21 protein-coding genes and 4 tRNA genes are annotated in these 20,145 nt (G+C 69.0%); 11 read left to right on the top strand and 14 right to left on the bottom strand.

The genetic code is table 11. From position 1 onward, the window contains the following. Nucleotides 1–15 precede the first annotated feature (15 nt). A complete protein-coding gene (locus ABTZ43_RS03670; RefSeq protein ID WP_350537849.1) occupies nucleotides 16–894 on the bottom strand; it encodes a DUF402 domain-containing protein in 879 nt (292 codons plus the stop codon). Between the two features lie 168 nt (nucleotides 895–1,062). Here ABTZ43_RS03670 and ABTZ43_RS03675 point away from each other — a divergent pair, with 168 nt between their 5' ends. Continuing rightward, nucleotides 1,063–2,445, top strand: coding sequence for a pyridoxal phosphate-dependent decarboxylase family protein (locus ABTZ43_RS03675; protein ID WP_350537850.1), 1,383 nt, complete (start codon nucleotides 1,063–1,065; stop codon nucleotides 2,443–2,445). Here the strand turns inward: ABTZ43_RS03675 and pdxT are convergent. Both pdxT and pdxS read right to left on the bottom strand, forming a co-directional pair. Next, nucleotides 2,442–3,062 carry a pyridoxal 5'-phosphate synthase glutaminase subunit PdxT gene (gene pdxT / locus ABTZ43_RS03680; RefSeq protein ID WP_350537851.1) on the bottom strand — a complete coding sequence of 207 codons (621 nt, stop codon included), beginning with the start codon at nucleotides 3,060–3,062 and terminating at the stop codon, nucleotides 2,442–2,444. The two genes, ABTZ43_RS03675 and pdxT, sit on opposite strands and share 4 nt — an antisense overlap. Continuing rightward, on the bottom strand, nucleotides 3,052–3,945 hold the full coding sequence (pdxS, locus tag ABTZ43_RS03685; protein ID WP_149422998.1) for a pyridoxal 5'-phosphate synthase lyase subunit PdxS: 894 nt from the start codon (nucleotides 3,943–3,945) through the stop codon (nucleotides 3,052–3,054). Before pdxS ends, pdxT begins: the two co-directional genes overlap by 11 nt. A gap of 129 nt (nucleotides 3,946–4,074) precedes the next feature. On the opposite strand from pdxS, the gene ABTZ43_RS03690 reads away from it, so the two are divergent. Continuing rightward, nucleotides 4,075–5,382 carry an aminotransferase class I/II-fold pyridoxal phosphate-dependent enzyme gene (locus ABTZ43_RS03690; RefSeq protein WP_253386116.1) on the top strand — a complete coding sequence of 436 codons (1,308 nt, stop codon included), beginning with the start codon at nucleotides 4,075–4,077 and terminating at the stop codon, nucleotides 5,380–5,382. A gap of 46 nt (nucleotides 5,383–5,428) precedes the next feature. Continuing rightward, nucleotides 5,429–6,280 carry a pyridoxal kinase PdxY gene (gene pdxY, locus ABTZ43_RS03695; protein ID WP_350537852.1) on the top strand — a complete coding sequence of 284 codons (852 nt, stop codon included), beginning with the start codon at nucleotides 5,429–5,431 and terminating at the stop codon, nucleotides 6,278–6,280. An 82-nt stretch (nucleotides 6,281–6,362) separates the two neighbouring features. Here pdxY and ABTZ43_RS03700 read toward each other — a convergent pair whose 3' ends face one another. The 5 genes from ABTZ43_RS03700 to ABTZ43_RS03720 form a co-directional block, all read right to left on the bottom strand. Then, on the bottom strand, nucleotides 6,363–6,917 hold the full coding sequence (locus ABTZ43_RS03700; RefSeq protein ID WP_149422995.1) for an HIT family protein: 555 nt from the start codon (nucleotides 6,915–6,917) through the stop codon (nucleotides 6,363–6,365). Further along, the gene (thrS, locus tag ABTZ43_RS03705; protein ID WP_350537860.1) at nucleotides 6,914–8,857 is read right to left on the bottom strand and encodes a threonine--tRNA ligase; all 1,944 of its coding nucleotides are present in this window, start codon (nucleotides 8,855–8,857) and stop codon (nucleotides 6,914–6,916) included. Before thrS ends, ABTZ43_RS03700 begins: the two co-directional genes overlap by 4 nt. Nucleotides 8,858–8,978: 121 nt before the next feature. Further along, on the bottom strand, nucleotides 8,979–9,338 hold the full coding sequence (locus ABTZ43_RS03710; protein WP_056419572.1) for a YnfA family protein: 360 nt from the start codon (nucleotides 9,336–9,338) through the stop codon (nucleotides 8,979–8,981). A 35-nt stretch (nucleotides 9,339–9,373) separates the two neighbouring features. Next, nucleotides 9,374–10,087 (bottom strand): response regulator transcription factor, encoded by a 714-nt coding sequence (locus ABTZ43_RS03715; protein WP_350537853.1) that lies wholly within the window; start codon nucleotides 10,085–10,087, stop codon nucleotides 9,374–9,376. After that, nucleotides 10,054–11,211 (bottom strand): sensor histidine kinase, encoded by a 1,158-nt coding sequence (locus ABTZ43_RS03720; RefSeq protein WP_350537854.1) that lies wholly within the window; start codon nucleotides 11,209–11,211, stop codon nucleotides 10,054–10,056. The genes ABTZ43_RS03715 and ABTZ43_RS03720 overlap by 34 nt, the downstream gene beginning before the upstream one ends. 179 nt (nucleotides 11,212–11,390) lie before the next feature. Here ABTZ43_RS03720 and ABTZ43_RS03725 point away from each other — a divergent pair, with 179 nt between their 5' ends. The 4 genes from ABTZ43_RS03725 (at nucleotide 11,391) to ABTZ43_RS03740 (ending at nucleotide 14,487) form a co-directional block, all read left to right on the top strand. Further along, on the top strand, nucleotides 11,391–12,341 hold the full coding sequence (locus ABTZ43_RS03725; RefSeq protein WP_350537855.1) for an alpha/beta hydrolase: 951 nt from the start codon (nucleotides 11,391–11,393) through the stop codon (nucleotides 12,339–12,341). Between the two features lie 61 nt (nucleotides 12,342–12,402). Next, nucleotides 12,403–12,822 (top strand): DoxX family protein, encoded by a 420-nt coding sequence (locus tag ABTZ43_RS03730; protein WP_350537856.1) that lies wholly within the window; start codon nucleotides 12,403–12,405, stop codon nucleotides 12,820–12,822. A gap of 57 nt (nucleotides 12,823–12,879) precedes the next feature. After that, nucleotides 12,880–14,229: a cryptochrome/photolyase family protein gene (locus ABTZ43_RS03735; RefSeq protein WP_350537857.1), complete on the top strand. Its 1,350-nt coding sequence runs from the start codon at nucleotides 12,880–12,882 to the stop codon at nucleotides 14,227–14,229. Between the two features lie 63 nt (nucleotides 14,230–14,292). Continuing rightward, nucleotides 14,293–14,487, top strand: a complete 195-nt coding sequence (locus ABTZ43_RS03740; protein ID WP_056417733.1) for a hypothetical protein — start codon at nucleotides 14,293–14,295, stop codon at nucleotides 14,485–14,487. A gap of 36 nt (nucleotides 14,488–14,523) precedes the next feature. On the opposite strand, the gene ABTZ43_RS03745 is transcribed toward ABTZ43_RS03740, so the two are convergent. From ABTZ43_RS03745 to ABTZ43_RS03760, 4 genes are all read right to left on the bottom strand, one after another. After that, on the bottom strand, nucleotides 14,524–16,740 hold the full coding sequence (locus ABTZ43_RS03745) for a hypothetical protein (protein ID WP_350537858.1): 2,217 nt from the start codon (nucleotides 16,738–16,740) through the stop codon (nucleotides 14,524–14,526). Between the two features lie 218 nt (nucleotides 16,741–16,958). After that, nucleotides 16,959–17,030 (bottom strand) — tRNA-Val (locus tag ABTZ43_RS03750). A gap of 25 nt (nucleotides 17,031–17,055) precedes the next feature. Then, nucleotides 17,056–17,126, bottom strand: a tRNA-Cys gene (locus ABTZ43_RS03755). Between the two features lie 53 nt (nucleotides 17,127–17,179). Beyond that, nucleotides 17,180–17,252: transfer RNA gene (locus ABTZ43_RS03760), tRNA-Gly, on the bottom strand. A 152-nt stretch (nucleotides 17,253–17,404) separates the two neighbouring features. Between ABTZ43_RS03760 and ABTZ43_RS03765 the strand changes: the two genes are divergently transcribed. The 3 genes from ABTZ43_RS03765 to ABTZ43_RS03775 all read left to right on the top strand — a co-directional run bounded on the left by ABTZ43_RS03765 (nucleotide 17,405) and on the right by ABTZ43_RS03775 (nucleotide 18,462). Beyond that, nucleotides 17,405–17,477: transfer RNA gene (locus ABTZ43_RS03765), tRNA-Val, on the top strand. An 80-nt stretch (nucleotides 17,478–17,557) separates the two neighbouring features. Next, a complete protein-coding gene (locus ABTZ43_RS03770; protein WP_056417739.1) occupies nucleotides 17,558–18,010 on the top strand; it encodes a hypothetical protein in 453 nt (150 codons plus the stop codon). Nucleotides 18,011–18,039: 29 nt separating this feature from the next. Then, nucleotides 18,040–18,462 carry a GIY-YIG nuclease family protein gene (locus ABTZ43_RS03775; RefSeq protein WP_056417743.1) on the top strand — a complete coding sequence of 141 codons (423 nt, stop codon included), beginning with the start codon at nucleotides 18,040–18,042 and terminating at the stop codon, nucleotides 18,460–18,462. Between the two features lie 49 nt (nucleotides 18,463–18,511). Here the strand turns inward: ABTZ43_RS03775 and ABTZ43_RS03780 are convergent, their stop codons facing one another. Next, nucleotides 18,512–18,892, bottom strand: coding sequence for an SPW repeat domain-containing protein (locus ABTZ43_RS03780; protein WP_230108218.1), 381 nt, complete (start codon nucleotides 18,890–18,892; stop codon nucleotides 18,512–18,514). Nucleotides 18,893–18,987: 95 nt separating this feature from the next. On the opposite strand from ABTZ43_RS03780, the gene ABTZ43_RS03785 reads away from it, so the two are divergent. Next, nucleotides 18,988–19,641, top strand: a complete 654-nt coding sequence (locus ABTZ43_RS03785) for a Pr6Pr family membrane protein (RefSeq protein ID WP_350537859.1) — start codon at nucleotides 18,988–18,990, stop codon at nucleotides 19,639–19,641. On the opposite strand, the gene ABTZ43_RS03790 is transcribed toward ABTZ43_RS03785, so the two are convergent. Then, nucleotides 19,610–20,008: a type II toxin-antitoxin system PemK/MazF family toxin gene (locus ABTZ43_RS03790; RefSeq protein ID WP_502885314.1), complete on the bottom strand. Its 399-nt coding sequence runs from the start codon at nucleotides 20,006–20,008 to the stop codon at nucleotides 19,610–19,612. The genes ABTZ43_RS03785 and ABTZ43_RS03790 overlap by 32 nt on opposite strands. Nucleotides 20,009–20,145 lie beyond the last annotated feature (137 nt).

Raw genomic sequence — 20,145 nt, forward strand, 5'->3', positions numbered from 1 at the left:
GTCCGGGCAGGCGACTCAGCCCTCGGAGCTCCTTCTGCCGGAGCGTGCACGCGCGGCGGCCATCGCGGCGGTCGCGGGCAGCACGAGCGGAACGTCCGCCTCCTCGTCCGGCATCCACTCGTCCCACCCGTCGCCCAGCGGCCAGGCGGCGTCGACGATGAAGTCCGCTCCCGCGTGATCGGCGAGCACACGCACCGCCTCGGCCTGCTCGGGCGAGAACCGGCCCTGGTCGACCGCGGCCTCGAGTTCGTCCGCGTCCTTGAGCCAGACGTCCTCCTCCCCGCGGTGCTCGGCGTCGATCCAGAGATCCAGCACGAGGTCGCGGGTGAACACCGACGCCTCCTGGCCCGCGATGCGCCGGTGCGGAAGCTCGATGTTGACGTAGGCGCCGTCGGCTGTCCCGTCTTCACGACGGAAGAACCACACCGACCACGGCTTTCCGGTCGGTGCGACTCGCAGGATGCCCGGCCCCGTCCAGGTGCTCTCGACGGCCCGCCACGGCACGAGGAAGCGCTCTCCGAGCGGGACCTCGCGCGGGTGCCGTCCGTCGGAGGGAACGGCGTCGAGGCGCGCTGAGCCCGACGGCGTCCACGCCACGAGTCCGCGGTCGTCATCGCGAAGGACCCGTGCCGTCTCGATCACCCGCCCGTACCGCCAGAGGATCTGCTGCCCGACGGCGAACCGCGGGGCCGAGGGACTGCTCGACGCGATCGACCGTTCGTACGCGGGATCCGCATGGGCGGCGGCCTGGTCCGGCGTGTCGAGCTCGGCGATCGCCTCGGCGAGCGGGCGACTCGCTGACGCGATCCGAGTCCAGTCCGCACCGCGTCGGCCCACGAGTTCCACCGTGCCCCCGCTCGCGCTGACTCCGGTCGTCCCCCGTGGCGTTCGCATCCCGCCACCGTACCCGTCGCATCCGCCGCCGACGCACACCCGCGCGGCGACCCGGAGAACTCTGCCGGTGATGCGCTCGCGCGCCACGAGGCTCTGCCCTCGGACCGCGCGGCCCGGGCAGTCCATATCCGTCTGGCGCACGCTCTCTCGCGGGTGTAGTCCTGACCCATGGACCAGAGTGGCTTCGACGACAGAACACGTGCTCTCGACACCGCCCACCGCCGTGCGACCGAGTTCCTGGAGGACCTCGACGACCGACCGGTGTGGCCGCGTGCGAGCATCGACGAGATGCTGGATGCCTTCGGCGGACCGCTTCCGGAAGACGGCACCGATCCGGCGCAGGTCATCGAGGAGATCGCGACCCGCGCCGACCCCGGTCTCGTCGCGATCCCGGGGGGACGATTCTTCGGTTTCGTGATCGGCGGCACCCATCCCGCCGCCCTCGCCGCCGATTGGCTCGTCTCGACGTGGGACCAGAATTCCGGCTCCTCCGCGTTGGCACCTGCCACGGTCGCCATGGAGCGGATCGCAGGTCGGTGGATGCTGGACCTCTTCGGCCTGCCGGACTCGGCGAGCGTCGGATTCGTCACCGGTGGGCAGCTCGCCAACTTCACGTGTCTCGCATCCGCCCGTCAGTCGGTGCTGGCCAGGGCGGGGTGGGACGTGGCCGAACGTGGACTCCGGGAGGCACCGCCGCTGCGCGTCGTCGGCGGCGCGGATCGCCACAGCTCCATCGACCGCGCGGCGCGCTTTCTCGGGATCGGGCGGGCGGAGTTGATCGTGGTCGACTCCGACGATCAGGGACGGATGCGGCCGGAGGCGCTCGAGCAGCAGCTCCTCAGCGGTACGGGACCCCTGATCGTCTGCCTCCAGGCCGGTGAAGTGCACACCGGTGCCTTCGACGACTTCGAGGCGCTGATCCCGATCGCTCGGGCGCACGACGCCTGGGTGCACGTCGACGGAGCCTTCGGGCTCTGGGCCGCCGCCTCGCCGGCGCTCCGATCGCTCACCGCCGGCATGGAGCACGCGGACTCGTGGGCGACCGACGCGCACAAGACCCTCAACGTGCCGTACGACTGCGGCATGGCGATCGTGCGCGACCCCGCCGACTCGATCGCCGCGTTCCGCACCGGCGGCGACTACCTGATGTACACCGGTCTCGACCCGTGGGATGTGACGCCCGAGCTGTCCAGGCGTGCACGCGGCGTGCCGGCCTGGGCCGCGCTGAAGAGCCTCGGCCGTTCCGGCGTCGCGCAGCTGATGGATCGGCTGCACGCGAACGCCGCGGCGATGGCTCGAGGTCTGCGCTCCATCCCCGGGGTGCACGTCGTCAACGACGTCGACTACACCCAGGTCATGTTCCGTCTCGACGACGACGCCGCCACCCGCGCCCTCGGCCGCGCGATCCTCGACGAGGGCACTGCTGCGGTCACCGGCGCCGAATGGCGGGGTCGAGCGACGCAGCGCTGCTCGATGTCGTCGTGGGCGACGACCGACGCCGACATCGATCGCACCGTGTCCGCGATCCGAGCGCTGGTGCAGGTCGCTTAAGCGGGCGTCGCCGCCCACGACCGGGCGAACGTCTCGGCGAGGCCGAGGAACCGCTGGTGCACGCGCGTCTCGCCGTCGACCTCGGGGTGGAAGCTCGTGCCGAGCAGGCTGCCCTGCTGCACGGCGACCACGGTGCCGTCGGGCAGCGCCGCCAAGACCTCGACGCCGTCGCCGACTCGCTCGACCACCGGTGCGCGGATGAAGGTCGCGTGCACCGCCGGCTCACCGAGCGCAGGCACGTCGAGGTCGGTCTCGAACGACTCCGTCTGCCGTCCGAACGCGTTCCGACGGACATCGATGTCCATGCCCCCGAACGACTCCTGGCCGTCGATGCCGTCGAGCACGGTGTCCGCGAGCAGGATCAGCCCCGCGCAGGTGCCGAGCATCGGCATCCCGGACCCGATAGCCGCGCGGATCGGCTGCTGCATGCCGAACAGCCGCGAGAGCTTGTCGATCACACTCGACTCGCCGCCGGGTATCACCAGACCGGCGACGGTTCCGAGCTCCTCCGGTCGGCGCACGAGCACGACCTCGGCGCCGAGCCCCTCGAGCAGAGCGGCATGCTCGCGCACGTCGCCCTGCAGCGCGAGGACGCCGACGCGGGGGTTACCAGCCACGCTCGGACAGGCGGTGCGGCGCAGGCAGATCGCTCACGTTGATGCCGACCATGGCCTCGCCGAGTCCGCGCGACACCTCTGCGATCACCTTCGCGTCGTCGAAGAACGTGGTCGCCGTGACGATCGCCTTCGCACGCTCGGCCGGGTTGCCCGACTTGAAGATGCCGGAGCCCACGAACACGCCGTCGGCACCGAGCTGCATCATCATCGCGGCATCCGCCGGCGTGGCGACGCCGCCGGCCACGAACAGCACGACCGGGAGCGCGCCTGTCTCCGCGATCTCGGCGACCAGCTCGTAGGGTGCCTGCAGCTCCTTCGCGGCGACGAACAGCTCGTCCTTCGTCATGGAACGCAGTACGTTGATCTCGGAACGGATCTTGCGGATGTGCTTGGTCGCCTCCGAGACGTCTCCCGTGCCGGCCTCTCCCTTGGAGCGGATCATGGCCGCACCCTCGTTGATGCGGCGGAGCGCCTCGCCGAGGTTGGTCGCCCCGCAGACGAACGGCACGGTGAAGCCGAACTTGTCGATGTGGTTCACGTAGTCGGCCGGCGAGAGGACCTCGGACTCGTCGATGTAGTCGACACCGAGCTCCTGCAACACCTGCGCCTCGACGAAGTGGCCGATGCGGGCCTTCGCCATCACCGGGATCGAGACCGCGTCGATGATGCTGTCGATCATGTCGGGGTCGCTCATGCGCGAGACGCCGCCCTGCGCGCGGATGTCGGCGGGCACCCGCTCGAGTGCCATCACGGCCACCGCCCCGGCGTCCTCTGCGATCTTCGCCTGGTCGGCGGTGACGACGTCCATGATCACGCCGCCCTTGAGCATCTCGGCGAGACCGCGCTTGACGCGCGACGATCCGGTGGTGGTCTGTTCGGTCATGGGGGCTCCTGTCGGGGACGCACGACGTGCAGGGTGTGCAGATTCTCGGATGTGTCGAACGATGTCTCGTTTGATCTAGGCCAAACAGTAGCACTGTCGGTAACGACCTAGAATCGGAGACGAGGAGCAATGAGCGACCAGATCATCGGAACGACCGCAGCGGACATCGCCGACAGCGTGCGCGACCTGCGCGACCGCGGCGTGCTCGTCGCGGGCAGCCCGCTGCCGCCCGTGCGGGAGCTCGCCACCTCGCTCGGCGTGAACCGCAATACGGCGGTCGCCGCATACCGCCAGCTGGCGCAGGCCGGGATCGTGCTCTCCCGCGGGCGCGCAGGTACGGTCATCACCGGTCATGAGTCGGTCGCGCAGGAGGGGTACGCCTCCGACACCGTGCTGCGGGACGTGGGCACCGGCAATCCGGATCCGCGTCTGATCCCCGATCCGTCCCAGGCCCTCGCCACCGTCGCCGGGCGCCCCGTGCTCTACGGCGAACCCGTGATCGACCGGGGTCTCGACGAGTGGGCGCGCGAGTGGATCGCCCAGGATCTCGACCCGCTCGACTTCCGCATCACCGTCACGAGCGGCGCCGTCGACGCCGTCGAGCGCCTGCTCGCCCAGGCGCTCATGCGCGACGACGCGGTGGCCCTCGAGGACCCGTGCTTCCTCGCCAGCATCCACACCGTCCGCCTCGGCGGCTATCGGGCCGTCCCCGTGCCCGTCGACGAGGAGGGGATGACGGTCGAGGGACTGCGTGCCGCGCTCGACGCCGGCATCCGGGCGGTCATCTGCACGCCGCGCGCGCAGAACCCCACCGGCGCGAGCCTCACTCCCGCCCGCGCAGCCGCCCTGCGCGCCGTGCTCGCCGACCATCCGTACGTGCTGATCATCGAGGACGACCACTTCTCCCTGCTCGCGCAGCGCCCCTACGAGACCCTGATCGGACCCGGCCACCGCCGCTTCGCACTCGTGCGCTCCGTGTCGAAGTTCCTCGGTCCCGATATGTGCCTCGCCATCGCGGCGACCGATGCGACCACGCACGAGCGCCTCGCCATGCGACTCAGCCCGGGAACCACGTGGGTGAGCCATCTGCTCCAGCGACTGACGCTCACGCAGCTGACGGACGAGTCCGTCGTCGCGAGGATCGGTGCGGCCCGTGAGCACTACGCCTCGCAGAACGCCGCGTTCGCCGCGCGACTCGACGAGCACGGCCTCGCCTGCGCGCCCACCGAAGGCCTGAGCCTGTGGCTCGAGCTGCCGAAGCCGGCGCGTCTGGTCGCCGAGCGGCTCATGCGTCGTGGCTGGCTGGCCCGCACGGGCGACGACTTCGCCCTCGACGAGCGCGCCGACCCCTCGCACCACCTGCGCCTGACGGTGCATGATCTGTCCGACGACGATGCGGCCACCCTGGTCGCCGACCTCGTCGCGGCCACCCGATGACCCCCGCGGCGGGACTCCCTCCCGCCCTGAACGAAAGGATCGGGGAATGAAGGTCCTCTCCATCCAGTCAGCCGTCGCATACGGCCACGTCGGCAACTCCGCCGCGGTCTTCCCGCTGCAGCGCATCGGCGTCGAGGTGCTGCCGGTCTACACGGTCACCTTCTCCAACCACACCGGCTACGGCGCCTGGCGCGGGCCGCTGATCGCCCCCGACGACGTGCGGGAGGTCATCACCGGGATCGAGGAACGCGGCGTCTTCGGAGAGATCGACGCGGTGCTCAGCGGCTACCAGGGCGGCGAGGGCATCGGCGACGTCATCATCGACGCGGTCGCCAGAGTCAAGGCGGCCAACCCCGACGCCGTGTACGCCTGCGATCCGGTGATGGGGAACGCAAAGTCCGGATGCTTCGTCGCGCCGGCGATCCCGATCCTGCTGCGCGAGAAGGTCGTGCCGGTCGCCGACATCATCACCCCGAACCAGTTCGAGCTGGGCTTTCTCACCGGCACCGAGCCCGACACGCTCGAGTCGACGCTCGCCTCGGTCGACCTGGCCATGGCCATGGGCCCGCGCACGGTCCTCGTCACGAGCGTCGAGCGACCGGACCGCGAGGAGGACACGATCGAGATGCTCGTGGCGGACTCGGCCGGAGCCTGGATCGTGCAGACGCCCCGACTGCCGATGAAGGCGAACGGCTCGGGAGACGTGACCGCGGCGCTCTTCACCGCCCACTACGTCGAGACCGGCGACGCGAAGACGGCCCTCGAGCGCACGGCGTCGAGTGTTTTCGACCTGCTCGCCGCGACCCTCGAGGCCGGTGCGCGCGAGCTGCGGCTCGTCGAGGCGCAGGAGTTCTACGCGAACCCGCGGATGCAGTTCAGCGCACGACAGGTGCGCTGAACGGTGTCATGGCGTGGGCCACGCGTTCGCGACGGACACCCGCTCGTTGAGCGAGCGAAGCGAGACGAAACGCGTCCGACACTCAGCGACCGGAGGCCGGCCACGCGTTCGCGACGGCCTCACGCACCTCGCCGAGCAGCTGCGGCAGCGCCTTCGTCTTCGCGATGATCGGGAAGAAGTTGGCGTCCGACGTCCACCGCGGCACGATGTGCTGGTGCAGGTGACCGTCGACGCCCGCACCCGCGACAGCACCCTGGTTCATACCGAGGTTGAAGCCGTCGCAGCGTGACACCTCGCGCAGCACGCGCATGCCCGTCTGGGTCAGCGCCCCGATCTCGGCGACCTCCTCGGGCGTCGCCTGGTCGTAGGTGCCGATGTGCCGGTAGGGGCACACGAGCAAATGACCGGAGTTGTACGGGAACAGGTTGAGCAGCACGTACGCCGTCTCGCCCCTGGCGACGATCAGCCGCTCGGCATCCGGATGCTTCGGCGCCTCGCAGAACGGGCATTCCTCGCGCAGCGGCTCGGGGCCCGCCTGGATGTAGGCCATCCGGTGAGGCGTCCACAGTCGCTGGAACTCGTCGGGGACTCCGGCGAACTCTCCGGCGTCCTCCCACGGCCCCGAGGGTGTGGTCACGCCAGGTCCCCTGCTGTCTGCACGAGCGTGTGCGCGTCGATCGCGGCACGGATGCGGGCGACGGCGTCGGCGATCGGCACGCCGTTCTCCTGGGTGCCGTCGCGGTAGCGGAACGAGACGGTGCCCGCATCGCGGTCCTTCTCCCCCGCGATCAGCAGCAGCGGCACCTTGCCGGTGGTGTGCGTGCGGATCTTCTTCTGCATCCGGTCGTCCGACGCGTCGAGCTCGGCACGGACGCCCTGGGTGCGCAGCGTGTCGACGATCTCTCCGAGGTAGTCGGCGAACTCGTCGGCGACGGGGATGCCCACGACCTGCACCGGAGACAGCCACACCGGGAAGTCGCCGGCGTAGTGCTCGAGGAGGATCGCGAAGAAGCGCTCGATCGAGCCGAACAGCGCGCGGTGGATCATGATGGGACGCTTCTTCTGGCCGTCCTTGTCCATGTACTCGAGTTCGAAGCGCTCCGGCAGGTTCGGGTCGACCTGGACGGTCGAGAGCTGCCAGGTGCGGCCGATCGCGTCGCGCGTCTTGAGGTCGATCTTCGGGCCGTAGAACGCGGCCTCGCCGGGCACCTCGGTGAGCTTCAGGCCTGAGGCCACGGCGACACGACGCAGAGCATCGGTCGACGAATCCCAGAACTCGTCGGAGCCGATCCACTTCGACTTCTCGTCATCCTTCATCGACAGCTCGAGCTCGAAGTCGGTGAGACCGAAATCGCGCAGCATCGAGAGGATGAACTCCAGGACCTTCGCGACCTCGCCCTCGAGCTGATCCGGCGTGACGAAGAGGTGCGAGTCGTCCTGAGTGAAGCCGCGGACGCGCGTCAGCCCGTGCAGCGCGCCGGACAGCTCGTTGCGGTAGACGGTGCCGTTCTCGGCGAACCGCAGCGGCAGGTCGCGGTAGCTGCGCGCACGCTCCTTGTAGATCAGGATGTGCATCGGGCAGTTCATCGGCTTCAGGTAGTAGTCCTGGCCCTGCTTGGTGATGTTGCCCTCGTCGTCGCGCTCCTCGTCCATGACGATCGGCGGGTACATGCCCTCCTTGTACGTGACGAGGTGGTTCGAGGTGAGGAAGAGGTCTTCCTTCGAGATGTGTGGCGTGTAGACGTAGGTGTACCCGCCCTCGATGTGGCGCTTTCGCGCATGCTGCTCCATCTCGCCGCGCACGACACCGCCACGGGGGTGCCAGACCGAGAGCCCCGAGCCGATCTCTTCGGGGAACGAGAACAGGTCGAGTTCCTTGCCGAGGCGACGGTGGTCGCGCTTGGCGGCCTCCTCGAGACGGTGCTGATACTCGCGCAGCTCGTCCTTCGATGGCCATGCCGTGCCGTAGATGCGCTGCAGCTGCGGGTTCTTCTCGCTGCCGCGCCAGTAGGCGGCGGCGATGCGGGTCAGGTCCCAGCCGTTGCCGATCATGCGCGTGTTGGGCAGGTGCGGTCCGCGGCACAGGTCCTTCCAGACCACCTCGCCGTCGCGGGTGGTGTTGTCGTAGATCGTCAGCTCGCCCTCGCCGACCTCGACGGATGCGCCCTCGACCTTTCCCACGGTCCCTGAGCCTGCCGAAGGGCCCTTCAGACCGATGAGCTCGAGCTTGAACGGCTCGTCCGCGAGCTCCGCCCGCGCCTCGTCGTCGGTGACGACGCGGCGCACGAAGCGCTGTCCCTCGCGGACGATGCGCTGCATCTCCTTCGTGATGGCCTTGATGTCCTCGGGCGTGAACGGGGTGTCGACGCCGAAGTCGTAGTAGAAGCCGTCGGTGATGGGCGGGCCGATGCCGAGATTCGCCTGCGGGTTGATCCGCTGCACCGCCTGCGCGAGCACGTGCGCGGCCGAGTGACGGAGGATGTTGAGTCCGTCGGGGCTGTCGATCGTGACCGGCTCGACCTCGTCGGCATCCGTCACTGTCGCGGCGAGGTCCTTGAGGGTTCCGTTGACGCGCATCGCGACGACTGAACGGTCAGAGAACAGGGCGAAGCCGTCTTTCGGCTGAGCATTTTCAGGCACTGCACACTCCATCTGGGTCTGGATCTAGGCTACTCGCATGCCCGGGGGCCGCTGACCGCTACGACGCCGTCTCGGTCGCGGTGTTCGCGGCCGTCGGCGCGAGGATGATGATGGCCGCACCCACCAGGGCGATCGCCGAGCCGACCCAGTCCCAGACGGTGGGCTTGAAGCCGTCGACGATGATGCCCCAGGCGAGCGATCCCGCGATGAACACACCGCCGTACGAGGCGAGCACGCGCCCGAAGTTCGCATCGGGCTGCAGGGCCGCGATGAAGCCGTACGCGCCGAGCGCCATGACCCCGAGCACCGCGAACACCCACCCCCTGTTTTCTTTGATCGCCTGCCAGATCAGCCAGGCTCCGCCGATCTCGGCGACGGCGGCGAGCACGAAGAGGATGCTGATGCGCAGGACGGTCATGGATCCCAGTGTGGCGCAGACCCGCGAGCCGAGGATCACTCCCCGGCGGTCACGAGCCCTGACTCGTAGGCGAGGATCACGAGCTGTGCCCTGTCGCTCGCGGCGACCTTCGTCATGATCCGGTTCACATGGGTCTTCGCGGTGTGCGGCGAGATCGTCAGGCGGGCGGCGATGTCCTGATTCGTGAGCCCCTCGGCGACGAGCTCGAGAACCTCGCGCTCCCGTGGCGTCAGCGGCGTCAGCGCTGCCTCCCACCGCTCCGAACGCCGCGCGCCGCCGCGACCTACCGCACGCGCGATCAGTGCTCGCGTCGCGGATGACGAGAGCAGTGCCTCGCCCTGGTGCACGGTGCGCACGGCGCGGACGATCTCGTCGGGCTCGGCCCCCTTGCCGATGAATCCGCTCGCGCCCGCACGCAGCGCCGCGACGACGTTCTCGTCGTCCTCGAACGTCGTCAGCACGAGCACTCGGGGCCGGTGCGACGCGTCCGCGCTCGCGTCCGTGTTCGCACGGATCAGAGCCGTGGCGGCGATCCCGTCGAGCTCCGGCATCCTGATGTCCATCAGCACGACATCGGGCGCGGTCTCGATGGCCGCGCGCACCGCGGCGCGTCCATCCGACGCCTCCCCGACGACCAGAAGACCGCCGTCGACGAGGATGTCCCGCACTGCCAGCCGCACGAGAGGCTGGTCGTCGACGACGAGCACCGAGATCGTCACGAGGTCGGGGCCGTCTCGGTCGGGATCCACGCCTCGAGCGAGAAGACCCCGCCGTCGCTGCCGACGTGCATGGCACCTCCGACCGCCGTGAGGCGCTCCTGCAGACCGCGAAGCCCGTGTCCTGCCCGGAGAGGACTCGACGCGTCGTCCGCAGCCGGGTTCACGATCGTCAGGTGCACCGCTGCGCCCTCGGCACGCAAGGCGACGGTCGCCGTGCCGCCGCGGCCGTGCTTGTGCGCGTTGGTGAGAGCCTCGTGGAGCACCAGGTACGCGACTTGATCGCCGGCCGGCGACAGATCGAATCCGGGGTGAGGATCCCGCAGGTCGATGCGAAGTCCCGCCGCGCGGAAGCCGGAGAACAGCGTCTCCAGGTCTCCCAGCCCGCTCTGCGGACGGAGCTCGCCCTCATCGTCGTCCGGCTCGGCGCGCAGCAGGGTCATGAGTCCCCCGATGTCGGCGAGGACCGTCCGTGAGGCGTTGCGCACCGTCGCCAGAGCCTCCTGCGCACGCTCGGGCCGTGTCTCGAGAGACGTGGAGGCGACGCCTGCATTCAGGCTGATCACCGCGATCTGATGTGCGACCACGTCGTGCAGGTCACGGGCGATCCGCACCCTGTCTTCGGCGACCCGTCTGCGCGCCTCGTCGTCGCGGCTCCGCTCGGCCCGCTCTGCGCGTTCGGTCATCGCCGCGATGAACTCCCGCCGCGACCGGGCCGTGTCCCCCAGGGCGCCACCCAGGACGATGATCAGGATGAACTGCAGCGCCGTCGCATCGAGGAGATCACCGCCGAGCGCCCAGGCGTCGGCGAGGAACGCGACCGCGACCGATACGCCGAGGGAGAGCAGCCCGATGCGTCGCCCGAGACGATCGACCACCGCGAAGCAGGCGATCGCGACGGCGAGGAGCGCGCTGGGAGAGATCGACCCTGACGCGGCGACGGCGACGACGCACGCCAGGCTGACGACCAGAGCGGTGATCGGCCACCTGCCCCGGAAGGGCACGATCAGGGCCGGTGCGAGGGCAGGGATCAGCAGCATCCCCTCGGCCCGGAAGGTCTCGTCGGGGAACGGCAGCACGGCGAAGAACACGATCAGCGCGACGGCGAGGAGATCGGACATCCCGAACCCGTGACGGCGGGCACGGGTGGTCGGCATACATCCAGTATTTCGTGTGTGCGCCCGCCGCGGATCCGCCCGGCGGATGACTTCCGCGTACTGCGAACGCGGTACCGAGGTGTCCACGGCGGGCTGACGCGCCGGTGGAACTCCTGCTCCAGGCTGGGAGGACAGTCGCGCACCACCCCTTCGACCCCGTGCGCGCCGGGAAGGCCATCGTGCGCACGTCTCTCAGAAGAGCCCTCATCGTCGCCGGGTCCGTCGGCACCCTGCTGGCGGTCGGACTGACGACCACCACCGTGGTGAACGCCGTGTCGACCGAGACGGAGAAGGACCGGATAGAGACGTACGGTCGAACCGTGAGCGTCGACGGACGGTCGATGAACGTGGTCGTCGGCGGCGAGGGCGATCAGGACGTCGTCCTGCTCCCCGGCTTCGGCACCGCCTCGCCGGCCCTCGACTTCGAGCCTCTGGTCGCAGAACTCGCGCAGGACCACCGCGTCATCGTCGTGGAGCCGTTCGGCTACGGCCTGAGCGACGGCACCGAACGCGCGAGGACGACCGACAACATCGTGGACGAGATCCACGAGGCGCTGCAGGTGCTCGAGGTCGACCGCTACGTGCTGATGGGGCACTCGATCGCGGGCCTGTACGCGATCGAGTACGCGAACCGGTACGCCGACGAGGTGACGGCATTCGTCGGGATCGACAGCAGCGTGCCGGGCCAGCCGAACATGGACACGGTCTTCCCCACCGGTCTGCTGGCCGCGGCCAAGAATCTCGGCCTGATCCGCCTGGTCGCGCACGCGTCCGGCGACGGTCTCGACGGGCTCGACTACGACGACGACGCGCGCGAACAGATGTCGCTGCTCAGCAACCGGAACTCGCTCACCCCCACCTACCTCGACGAGATGAACCGCATCAGGACCAACTTCGCGGATGCCGCGGGCACCGGCTTTCCCGTCGCACTCCCCGTCCTTCTGTTCGTGGTCGCCGACAATGCCGGCAATCCGGACTGGCTCGACCTGCACGAGAGCCAGGCAGCGGAGGTCGACGACGGAACCGTGATCCCCCTCGACGGCGAGCACTATCTTCATCACACGCACGCCCCCGAGATCGCCGACGATTTCCGTCTGTGGGAGGCCGATCGTCGGCTCCTCGTCGACTGACCCGCTGCGACGCGCCCCGGCGAACAGCGGGCCCTCGGACGCGCCGGGGTAGCGTGAGCGGATGATCAGAGCACTGGCGCGTTGGATCCTCGCACTCGCCCTGGGGGCGATCGGCATCGTCCATTTCGTGAGCACCCGAGGTTTCCGGGTCGTCGTCCCGGACTGGGCCACGAAGGCCACCCGCCTCGACAAGGACGCGATCGTGATCGCCTCCGGCGCCGCCGAGGTGGCCCTCGCGGTCGGGCTCCTCGCGCTGCCGAAGGAGAGACGACGCATCGGCGTCGCGACGGCCGCGTTCTTCGTCGCCGTCCTGCCGGGGAACGTGCACCAGTGGCGCACCCACCGTTCGACCCCCGGTCTCGATACCGAGGCGCGACGCTTCGGCCGACTGTTCTTCCAGCCGCTGCTGGTGCTCTGGGCACTGTGGGCGACTGCTCCCGATCCTGTTCCTGCTGTTCGCCCGCGGCGTCGTAGTCGCTGAGGCGCGCGGCACGCAACCCCTGCCCGCCGATTCCGTCGCGCGGGCGAGAATGGAGCCATGTCCTCCCCCTCGATCGTGTGGCTCCGTGACGACCTCCGCCTCGCCGACAACCCGGCGCTGCGCGCAGCCATCGACCGTGACGAGCCGATCGTCGTGCTCTACGTCCTCGACGAGGAGTCGCCCGGGATCCGGCCGTTCGGCGGCGCTGCGCGCTGGTGGCTGCACCATTCGCTCGCCTCGCTGAGCGGTCGCCTGCAAGACCTCGGGGCGACGTTGACGCTGCGGCGTGGGCCCGCCGAGCGCGTCGTCCGCGAGGCCGTGGCGGACACCGGGGCGAGCGCGGTGTTCTGGAACCGCCGGTACGGCGGAGCCGAGCGCGACATCGACGCTGCCCTGAAGGCGTCGCTCCGTGATGACGGGCTCGAGGTCGCCTCCTTCGCCGGTTCCCTGCTGCACGAACCCTGGACGGTGAAGACCGGGGGTGGGACCCACTTCTCGGTGTTCACTCCCTTCTGGCGAGCCTGCCTCGCCCTCCCCGCACCCCGCGCACCGCTCGCCGCGCCGCGAAGCCTCGACGGGGTGTCGCCACCGCCGACCTCCGACGACCTCGACGACTGGGATCTCCTGCCGACCCGACCGGACTGGGCGGGCGGTCTGCGCGACACGTGGGAGCCCGGCGAGCCCGCCGCACGGGCTCGTCTGACGTCGTTCCTCCACGATGACATCGGCACGTACGACCGCGCGAGGGACGAGCCGTCCGCCGGTGCCACCTCACTGCTCTCGCCACGACTGCGCTGGGGCGAGCTGAGCCCGTTCACCGTCTGGCACGACGCCGTCGACGCTCACGGCGCCGCAGGATTCCTCTCGGAGCTGGGCTGGCGGGAGTTCGCGTGGCACACCGTGTTCCACTCCCCCGATCTGGCCACCGTGAACCTCCGCCGCCAGTTCGACGCGTTCCCCTGGCCGCCCCTCGACCCTGCTCAGCTCGCCGCGTGGCAGCGCGGCGACACCGGCATCCCGCTGGTCGATGCGGGCATGCGCGAACTGTGGCACAGCGGCTTCATGCACAACCGCGTGCGCATGGTCACCGCGTCATTCCTCGTCAAGAACCTCCTGATCGACTGGCGGCGCGGCGAGGAGTGGTTCTGGGACACCCTCGTCGATGCCGACGGCGCGAGCAATCCGTTCAACTGGCAATGGGTCGCAGGGTCCGGGGCCGATGCGGCGCCGTACTTCCGGGTGTTCAACCCCGAGCTCCAGGCCAAGAAGTTCGATCCGCAGGGGCTGTACATCTCGGAGTGGGCAGCGGATGCACCGACCGAGCCGATCGTCGATCTCGCGGCGACGCGCAAGGCGGCGCTCGCCGCCTACGACATCGTCAAGCGCTCCCCGCCTGCGCCGAGCTGAGACGGGTCCACCCACAGGTCTCCCGGCGCTCGCGCGGGTCGAGCAGCACGATACGGTCGGTCCATGGACTTCCCTGCGCATTTCGCCCTGTCATCTGTCCTCGGTATCGCGATCTGGCTGATCTTTCTGCTCGTCGGATTGCTGCTCGCGTACCTGGTGATCCGCTTCGGTGTCTTCCACGGCCTGAGGGCGCACACACGGTGGATCGACGAGGGCAAAGACCGACGTCGAGACACGCACGAGCCCTACAACTCGTGAGCCGGGATCCGAAGCGTTCTCATCGCGCGGCGGGACTCAGCGTTCGCACATGATGCCGTCTCGATCGGCATCTCGCGCGATCGACTGGCGGTTGTACATCGAGGTCGATTCGTAGGGGTTGCCGACGAGAGGCTTCGCGACCCCGGACTTCTCGTCCGTGGTGACTCCGTTCTTGCGGATGCCGTCAGGGTAGTCCGCGTTGAGCGCGGCGCAGTTCCCGTAGACCTTTCCCGTCGCAGGCACGGTCGCGACGCTCGCCTTCGTCACCGAGGCGTATCCCGACCTGGTCCCCGCCACTCTGACCGATAGCGTGGCGTAAGCATCGGTCGGACGCACGGGATACGCAGCAGCTGTCCCACCCGGGACCGCGCTGCCGTTGCGATACCACTGATAGGTGAATGTGGTGCCAGGGGTCCAGCTGCCGGGCGTGACCTTCAGCGTGTTGCCCACGGCTGCGGTGCCGCTGATGGTCGGTGTGGCGGCGACGAGAACTCTGGGGGTCTTCACCGATTCCTTGGACACGGTCGTGTGACCGGTGAGCGTGCCTGTCACTTTCACCGAGATCTGAGCGCCGGACTGGGATGCCGTCAGCGTGAAGGACTTCGCGGTGGCACCCGAGATCGCAGCGGAACCGGCGTACCACTGGTACGTGAATCCGGTTCCGGCGGTCCAGGCACCGGGTGCGGCCGTCAGCGTGCCGCCCACGACCGCGGTGCCGCTGATGGTCGGAGTGGCGGCGAGCAGGACCTTGAGGGTTTTGGTCGAGACCCTGGCCACGGTGGTGTGACCGGCGAGCGTGCCTGTCACCTTCACCGAGATCTGAGCGCCGGACTGGGATGCCGTCAGCGTGAAGGACTTCGCGGTGGCACCCGAGATCGCAGCGGAACCGGCGTACCACTGGTACGTGAATCCGGTTCCGGCGGTCCAGGCACCGGGTGCGGCCGTCAGCGTGCCGCCCACGACCGCGGCGCCGCTGATCGTCGGAGTGGCGACGAGGGCCAGCTTCGTCGTCCTGCCCGAGGCCATGGCGGCGGTCGGGTACCCGGTGACAGCACCGGTGACCTTCACCGAGATCTGCTTCCCCGAGAGAGTGGAGGGCGGCACGAATGTGGAGGCCCGCGCCCCGCTGATCAGCATGCCGTCGGCGTACCACTGGTAGGTGAAGGTCGTACCTGTGGTCCATGTGCCCGGCGACGCCGTGAGCGTGTAGCCCACCGCAGCGGTGCCACTGATCGTCGGTATTCCGGCACGCGCCAGCTTCACCGTCTTCGCCGAGGTCGCGCTGACAGTCGGGTAGCCGCCGAGCGTTCCGGTGACCTTCACCGAGATCTGCGTGTCGGCCTGAGCGGGCGTGGGGATGAACGTCGACGCCGTGGCATTGCCGATCGCGACGTTGCCCGCGAACCACTGGTAGCTGAAGGAGGTGCCCGCGGTCCATGTCCCCGGATTCGCCGTCAGGGTCGATCCCGTTGCGGCGGTGCCCGAGATGGACGGGGAGCCGGAGAGCAGCACCTTCTCGGTCGGCCGCGATGTCCCGCCGTTCGACACGTGTCCGGCAATCGCCCCGGTCACCGAGACCGAGATCGCCGTGCTCGCCTGCACAGTCGTGAGCTTGTACGTCGCAGCGGTCGCACCGGTGATGATGACGTCGTCGGCGTACCACTGATAGGTCGAGGTCGTGCCGGACGTCCACCATTGGGTGGTCGCGGTGAGGGTGCTTCCGACCACCGGGGTTCCCGTGATCCGCGGGCGCTCTCCCTGGACGCGAGGAGTGAGCGTGAAGTCGATGCCGCTCACGGCTTCATCTGCGCCCACGCGCACGGGTGTGGCGCCGGCGAGGTCGAGGGAGTTCTGATAGAACTCCTCCACCCAGGGTGCGCCGGGCAGCTCATCGGGCCCGCCGCAGTCGCATCCATAACGGAACTGCACGGTGTACTCGCCGGCCGGGAGGTCGGTGATGGTGTAGCTGCCATCGGTGATCACTGACCATCGAGAGCCGACGCCCTGCGCCCACGGATCTCCTCCGGCGCCGACGGGGATCGCGAACATCCATCCGAAGTTCCCGCTGTCGATGCGCGCACCGGAGTCCGACGTGACGGTGCCCGAGATGGTCGCACCCGATGCCAGCGCCTCAGCCTCGATGCCCCGACTCTCGCCGGATGCGGCCATCGCCGGCGGAGCCCACAGGCCGCCGACCACAGCGATCGCGGCGATGACGGCTGTTGCGCTCGCGCGCGAAAAGAGAGTGTGCATGCGTCCCCAGATTTCAGCGAGCGAAGTGTCGCCGCTGCCTCTGAGCTGCCGCCGATACCTCGTCCGAGTTCCCTTGTGACAGATATAGCAGACATGACGGGCGCCGTCACTCATGCTCACGATCCGGGCATCGACGCACGGTCGCCGGCACGAGGCGGTACGGTGCCACCACGGTCCGTAGATACGAGAAAACCCCCGGAAGGCCGGGGGTTTCGTTGTGCGCGATACTGGGATCGAACCAGTGACCTCTTCCGTGTCAGGGAAGCGCGCTACCGCTGCGCCAATCGCGCCCATGTGGGCTATTCAGTTTGTGAGAGGTGGCGACGGGATTCGAACCCGTGTAAACGGCTTTGCAGGCCGGTGCCTAGCCGCTCGGCCACGCCACCGTGTGGATTGACCCCACGTGCGGAAGGCCCTCCGAAGAAGGCCCCTGCACTTGAGCGGATGACGAGACTCGAACTCGCGACCCCAACCTTGGCAAGGTTGTGCGCTACCAACTGCGCTACATCCGCGTTGTTCCCGGTTGTTGTCCCGGGCACTTATGAAACATTAGCCGATGATCGACCACTGTCAAAACCGGGAGCGAATCTCGCGCGTGTCCGCTGCGGTGGTGCGCGACGGCTCCGAGCGTCCGGTAGTATCGGTTGACGTACCCCTCGGGTATGGGCGATTGGCGCAGTTGGTAGCGCGCTTCCTTCACACGGAAGAGGTCATCGGTTCGAGTCCGGTATCGCCCACAGATACAAGCCCCGCACACCTGAAGTCGTGCGGGGCTTCTTCGTCGGTTCGGACGATCCGGGCTTGTTAGCCTGGCCGGGTGACCACACTGCTCGACGACTTCCTCTCCGGCGATCGCAGCCGTGTGATCCACGCGCTCTGGCAGACGATCGGTTCTCGGGACCCCGGAGAACTCGACCCCCTGGTCGCTGCCCTGCCCAGGATCAGACGAAAGGCGGGCGCGCTCGATCTGGGCGGAATGATCTACTCCAACAACGGGCATCTGGAGCATGCACTCACGAAGATCGAGCAGTATCGCGACGGGAAGTGCTGGTGCGCCGCGTACCCGGGCATCCTCACGAACGATCCGCGCAAGGAGGAGGCCGCCGGCCACATCGTGATCCGATCGACGAGCGAACCGGGCTGGTCGATGACCTACCTCTGCGAGTGCACGGTCTGCGGGCAGGAGTTCGACGTCGAGCAGGGCGACCACCACTTCACCTGGTGGAACTGGGTGCCCCGCGGGCGCAAGCGGCGCCGCGGCGAGGTCTGACGTCGGCGGCCGCGGGTAGAGTCCCGACGGTGTCGCCCCTCCAGCTCCCGAGCCCGTGCTCCCTGTGCGGCCACGCCGACGCGGTGCGGGTGTCCGGCGCTCTGATGTGTGCCTGGTGCGGGTGGCGCTACGGCGACTCCCCCGACCCCGATCTCCCGCGTCCGGTGATCGAGGTCGTCTACTACATCCGCTACGCGCGTCGGGTGAAGATCGGCACGAGTCGCCGCCCGCGCCAGCGCCTGGGCAGCATCCGACACGAAGAGCTCCTCGCGTTCGAACCCGGAGGACGCGAGATCGAACAGGCGCGACATAGAGAGTTCGCGGACATCCGAGAGGGCGGCGAGTGGTTCACCCTCACACCGCATCTCGAGAACCACATCGCCGGACTCCGCACGGTGGCCGACCCCTGGCAGCTCTATGCGCAGTGGGTGAGCCGCGCATCGCAGAACTGAAGCCCCGCACGGGACCGTGGTTCCGTGCGGGGCCTCAGAGTGCAGAGCGTCAGGCGCGGGCTGCCTTGACCTTCGCGGGCTGCGGCTGCGAGAACAGGACCACGAGGATCACGGCGACGCCGACGACGACGTGAGGCACCCAGACGTTCGGCGCCTCGGTCGAGAAGCCGAAGATCCACGGCGACAGGGCGAGGAAGAGGCTGGCGACGATGTCGAAGACGAGGTGGACCGGCATCGGGATGAAGCCGAAGGGGCCCCACTCGTACTTGGTGAACAGGCTGTAGACGATGAGGCCGACGCCGAGCACGATCGGGATGATCACGGCGGGTCCGCCGATGCCCGCGAAGCCGAACAGCCACGGCGCTGCGATCAGAGCCACACCGACGATGTAGTCGAGGATGCCGTGGACCTTGGTGGGGATGAAGCGCATGATTCCTCCTTGATTTCGCCGCTGTGTGCGACTCACAGGTTGTTCGCAGTGCCCGCCGCAACGGATTGCCTCCACTGCGCTCCTAGGCTGGGGCGATGCGCACAGAGGCACTCCCCTCCCGCCGTGTCTCGGCGCTTCGCGGCATCGTGGGGGCGGCGGTGATCGGCATCCTCGTCTTCACCTACGTCATCGGGATTCCTCGACAGGGGCCGAGCCTCTTCGACTTCTTCGGCTACTTCACGAATCTGACGAGCCTGCTCGCGTGCCTCATCCTGCTGAGCACCAGCCTGCTCGGACTCCGTCGACGCCGCGTCCCGGCGGGTCTCGCCACCGCGCGCGCAGTGGCGACTGCCTGCATGATCGTGGTGGCGCTCGTCTACAACCTCATCGTGCCGGGCACAGGCAGCGCTCCCGCGTGGGTGAGCCTGGTGCTGCACACCGTCTTCCCGCTGCTGCTGGTGCTTGACTGGCTGTGTGTGGGCGATCGGCCCCCGCAGCCGTGGCGTCTGCTCTGGCTGGTGCTGCCCTATCCGATGCTCTGGCTCCTCGTCGTGCTGGGCCGCGGCGTCACAGACGGATGGGTGCCGTACGGCTTCCTGCTCCCCGAGCGCGGTGTGGTGTCGCTCTCCACCACCGTCGCCGCCCTGCTGGTCGCGTTGCTCGTGGCTGCTGTCGCCGTATGGGCGCTCAGCCGGGTGCCTGCGCCGATCTCGCGGGTCAGCCCGCGGTCCACCCGTAGCGGCCGGTGAGAGCGGTGGAGACGCGTCGGTAGCGAGACCGATCGAGCACCGCGGCTTCGCGCCGCAGTCCCGTCTCATGGACGCTGTAGAGCAGCTCGATGTCGACCCAGGATTCTCTTCCCTGGGCGTCCCAGGCGCCGGAACCGATCGAGAGGAAGTCGCGCCGACCGTCGTGGGGCTTGCTCGTCATCCGCAGGGCGTAGACGCGATCGGATGACTGCCGCCCGATCACCAGCAGGGGCCGATCCTTGCCTCTGCCGTCGTTCTCCTCGTAGGGCACCCACGTCCAGATGATCTCGCCGGCATCCGGGGCGCCGTCACGCTGGGGCGCATAGCCGATGACCAGGTCGCCGACGGACGCAGGGTCGATCCGCACCGTGTCGGTGCCGTGCGTCTCGGAAGTGGAGCGCAGACGCGAGACCGGGCGGGGGGGGCGGGGGGTGGGGGGGGGCGGCCCGCGCCCAACCCGAGGGGGGTAGTTGGTGTGCGCGGCTGGTGGCCGGGTGGCGGTGG

The sequence above is a fragment of the Microbacterium sp. NPDC097977 genome (genome assembly GCF_040302605.1).
Classification (GTDB): domain Bacteria; phylum Actinomycetota; class Actinomycetes; order Actinomycetales; family Microbacteriaceae; genus Microbacterium.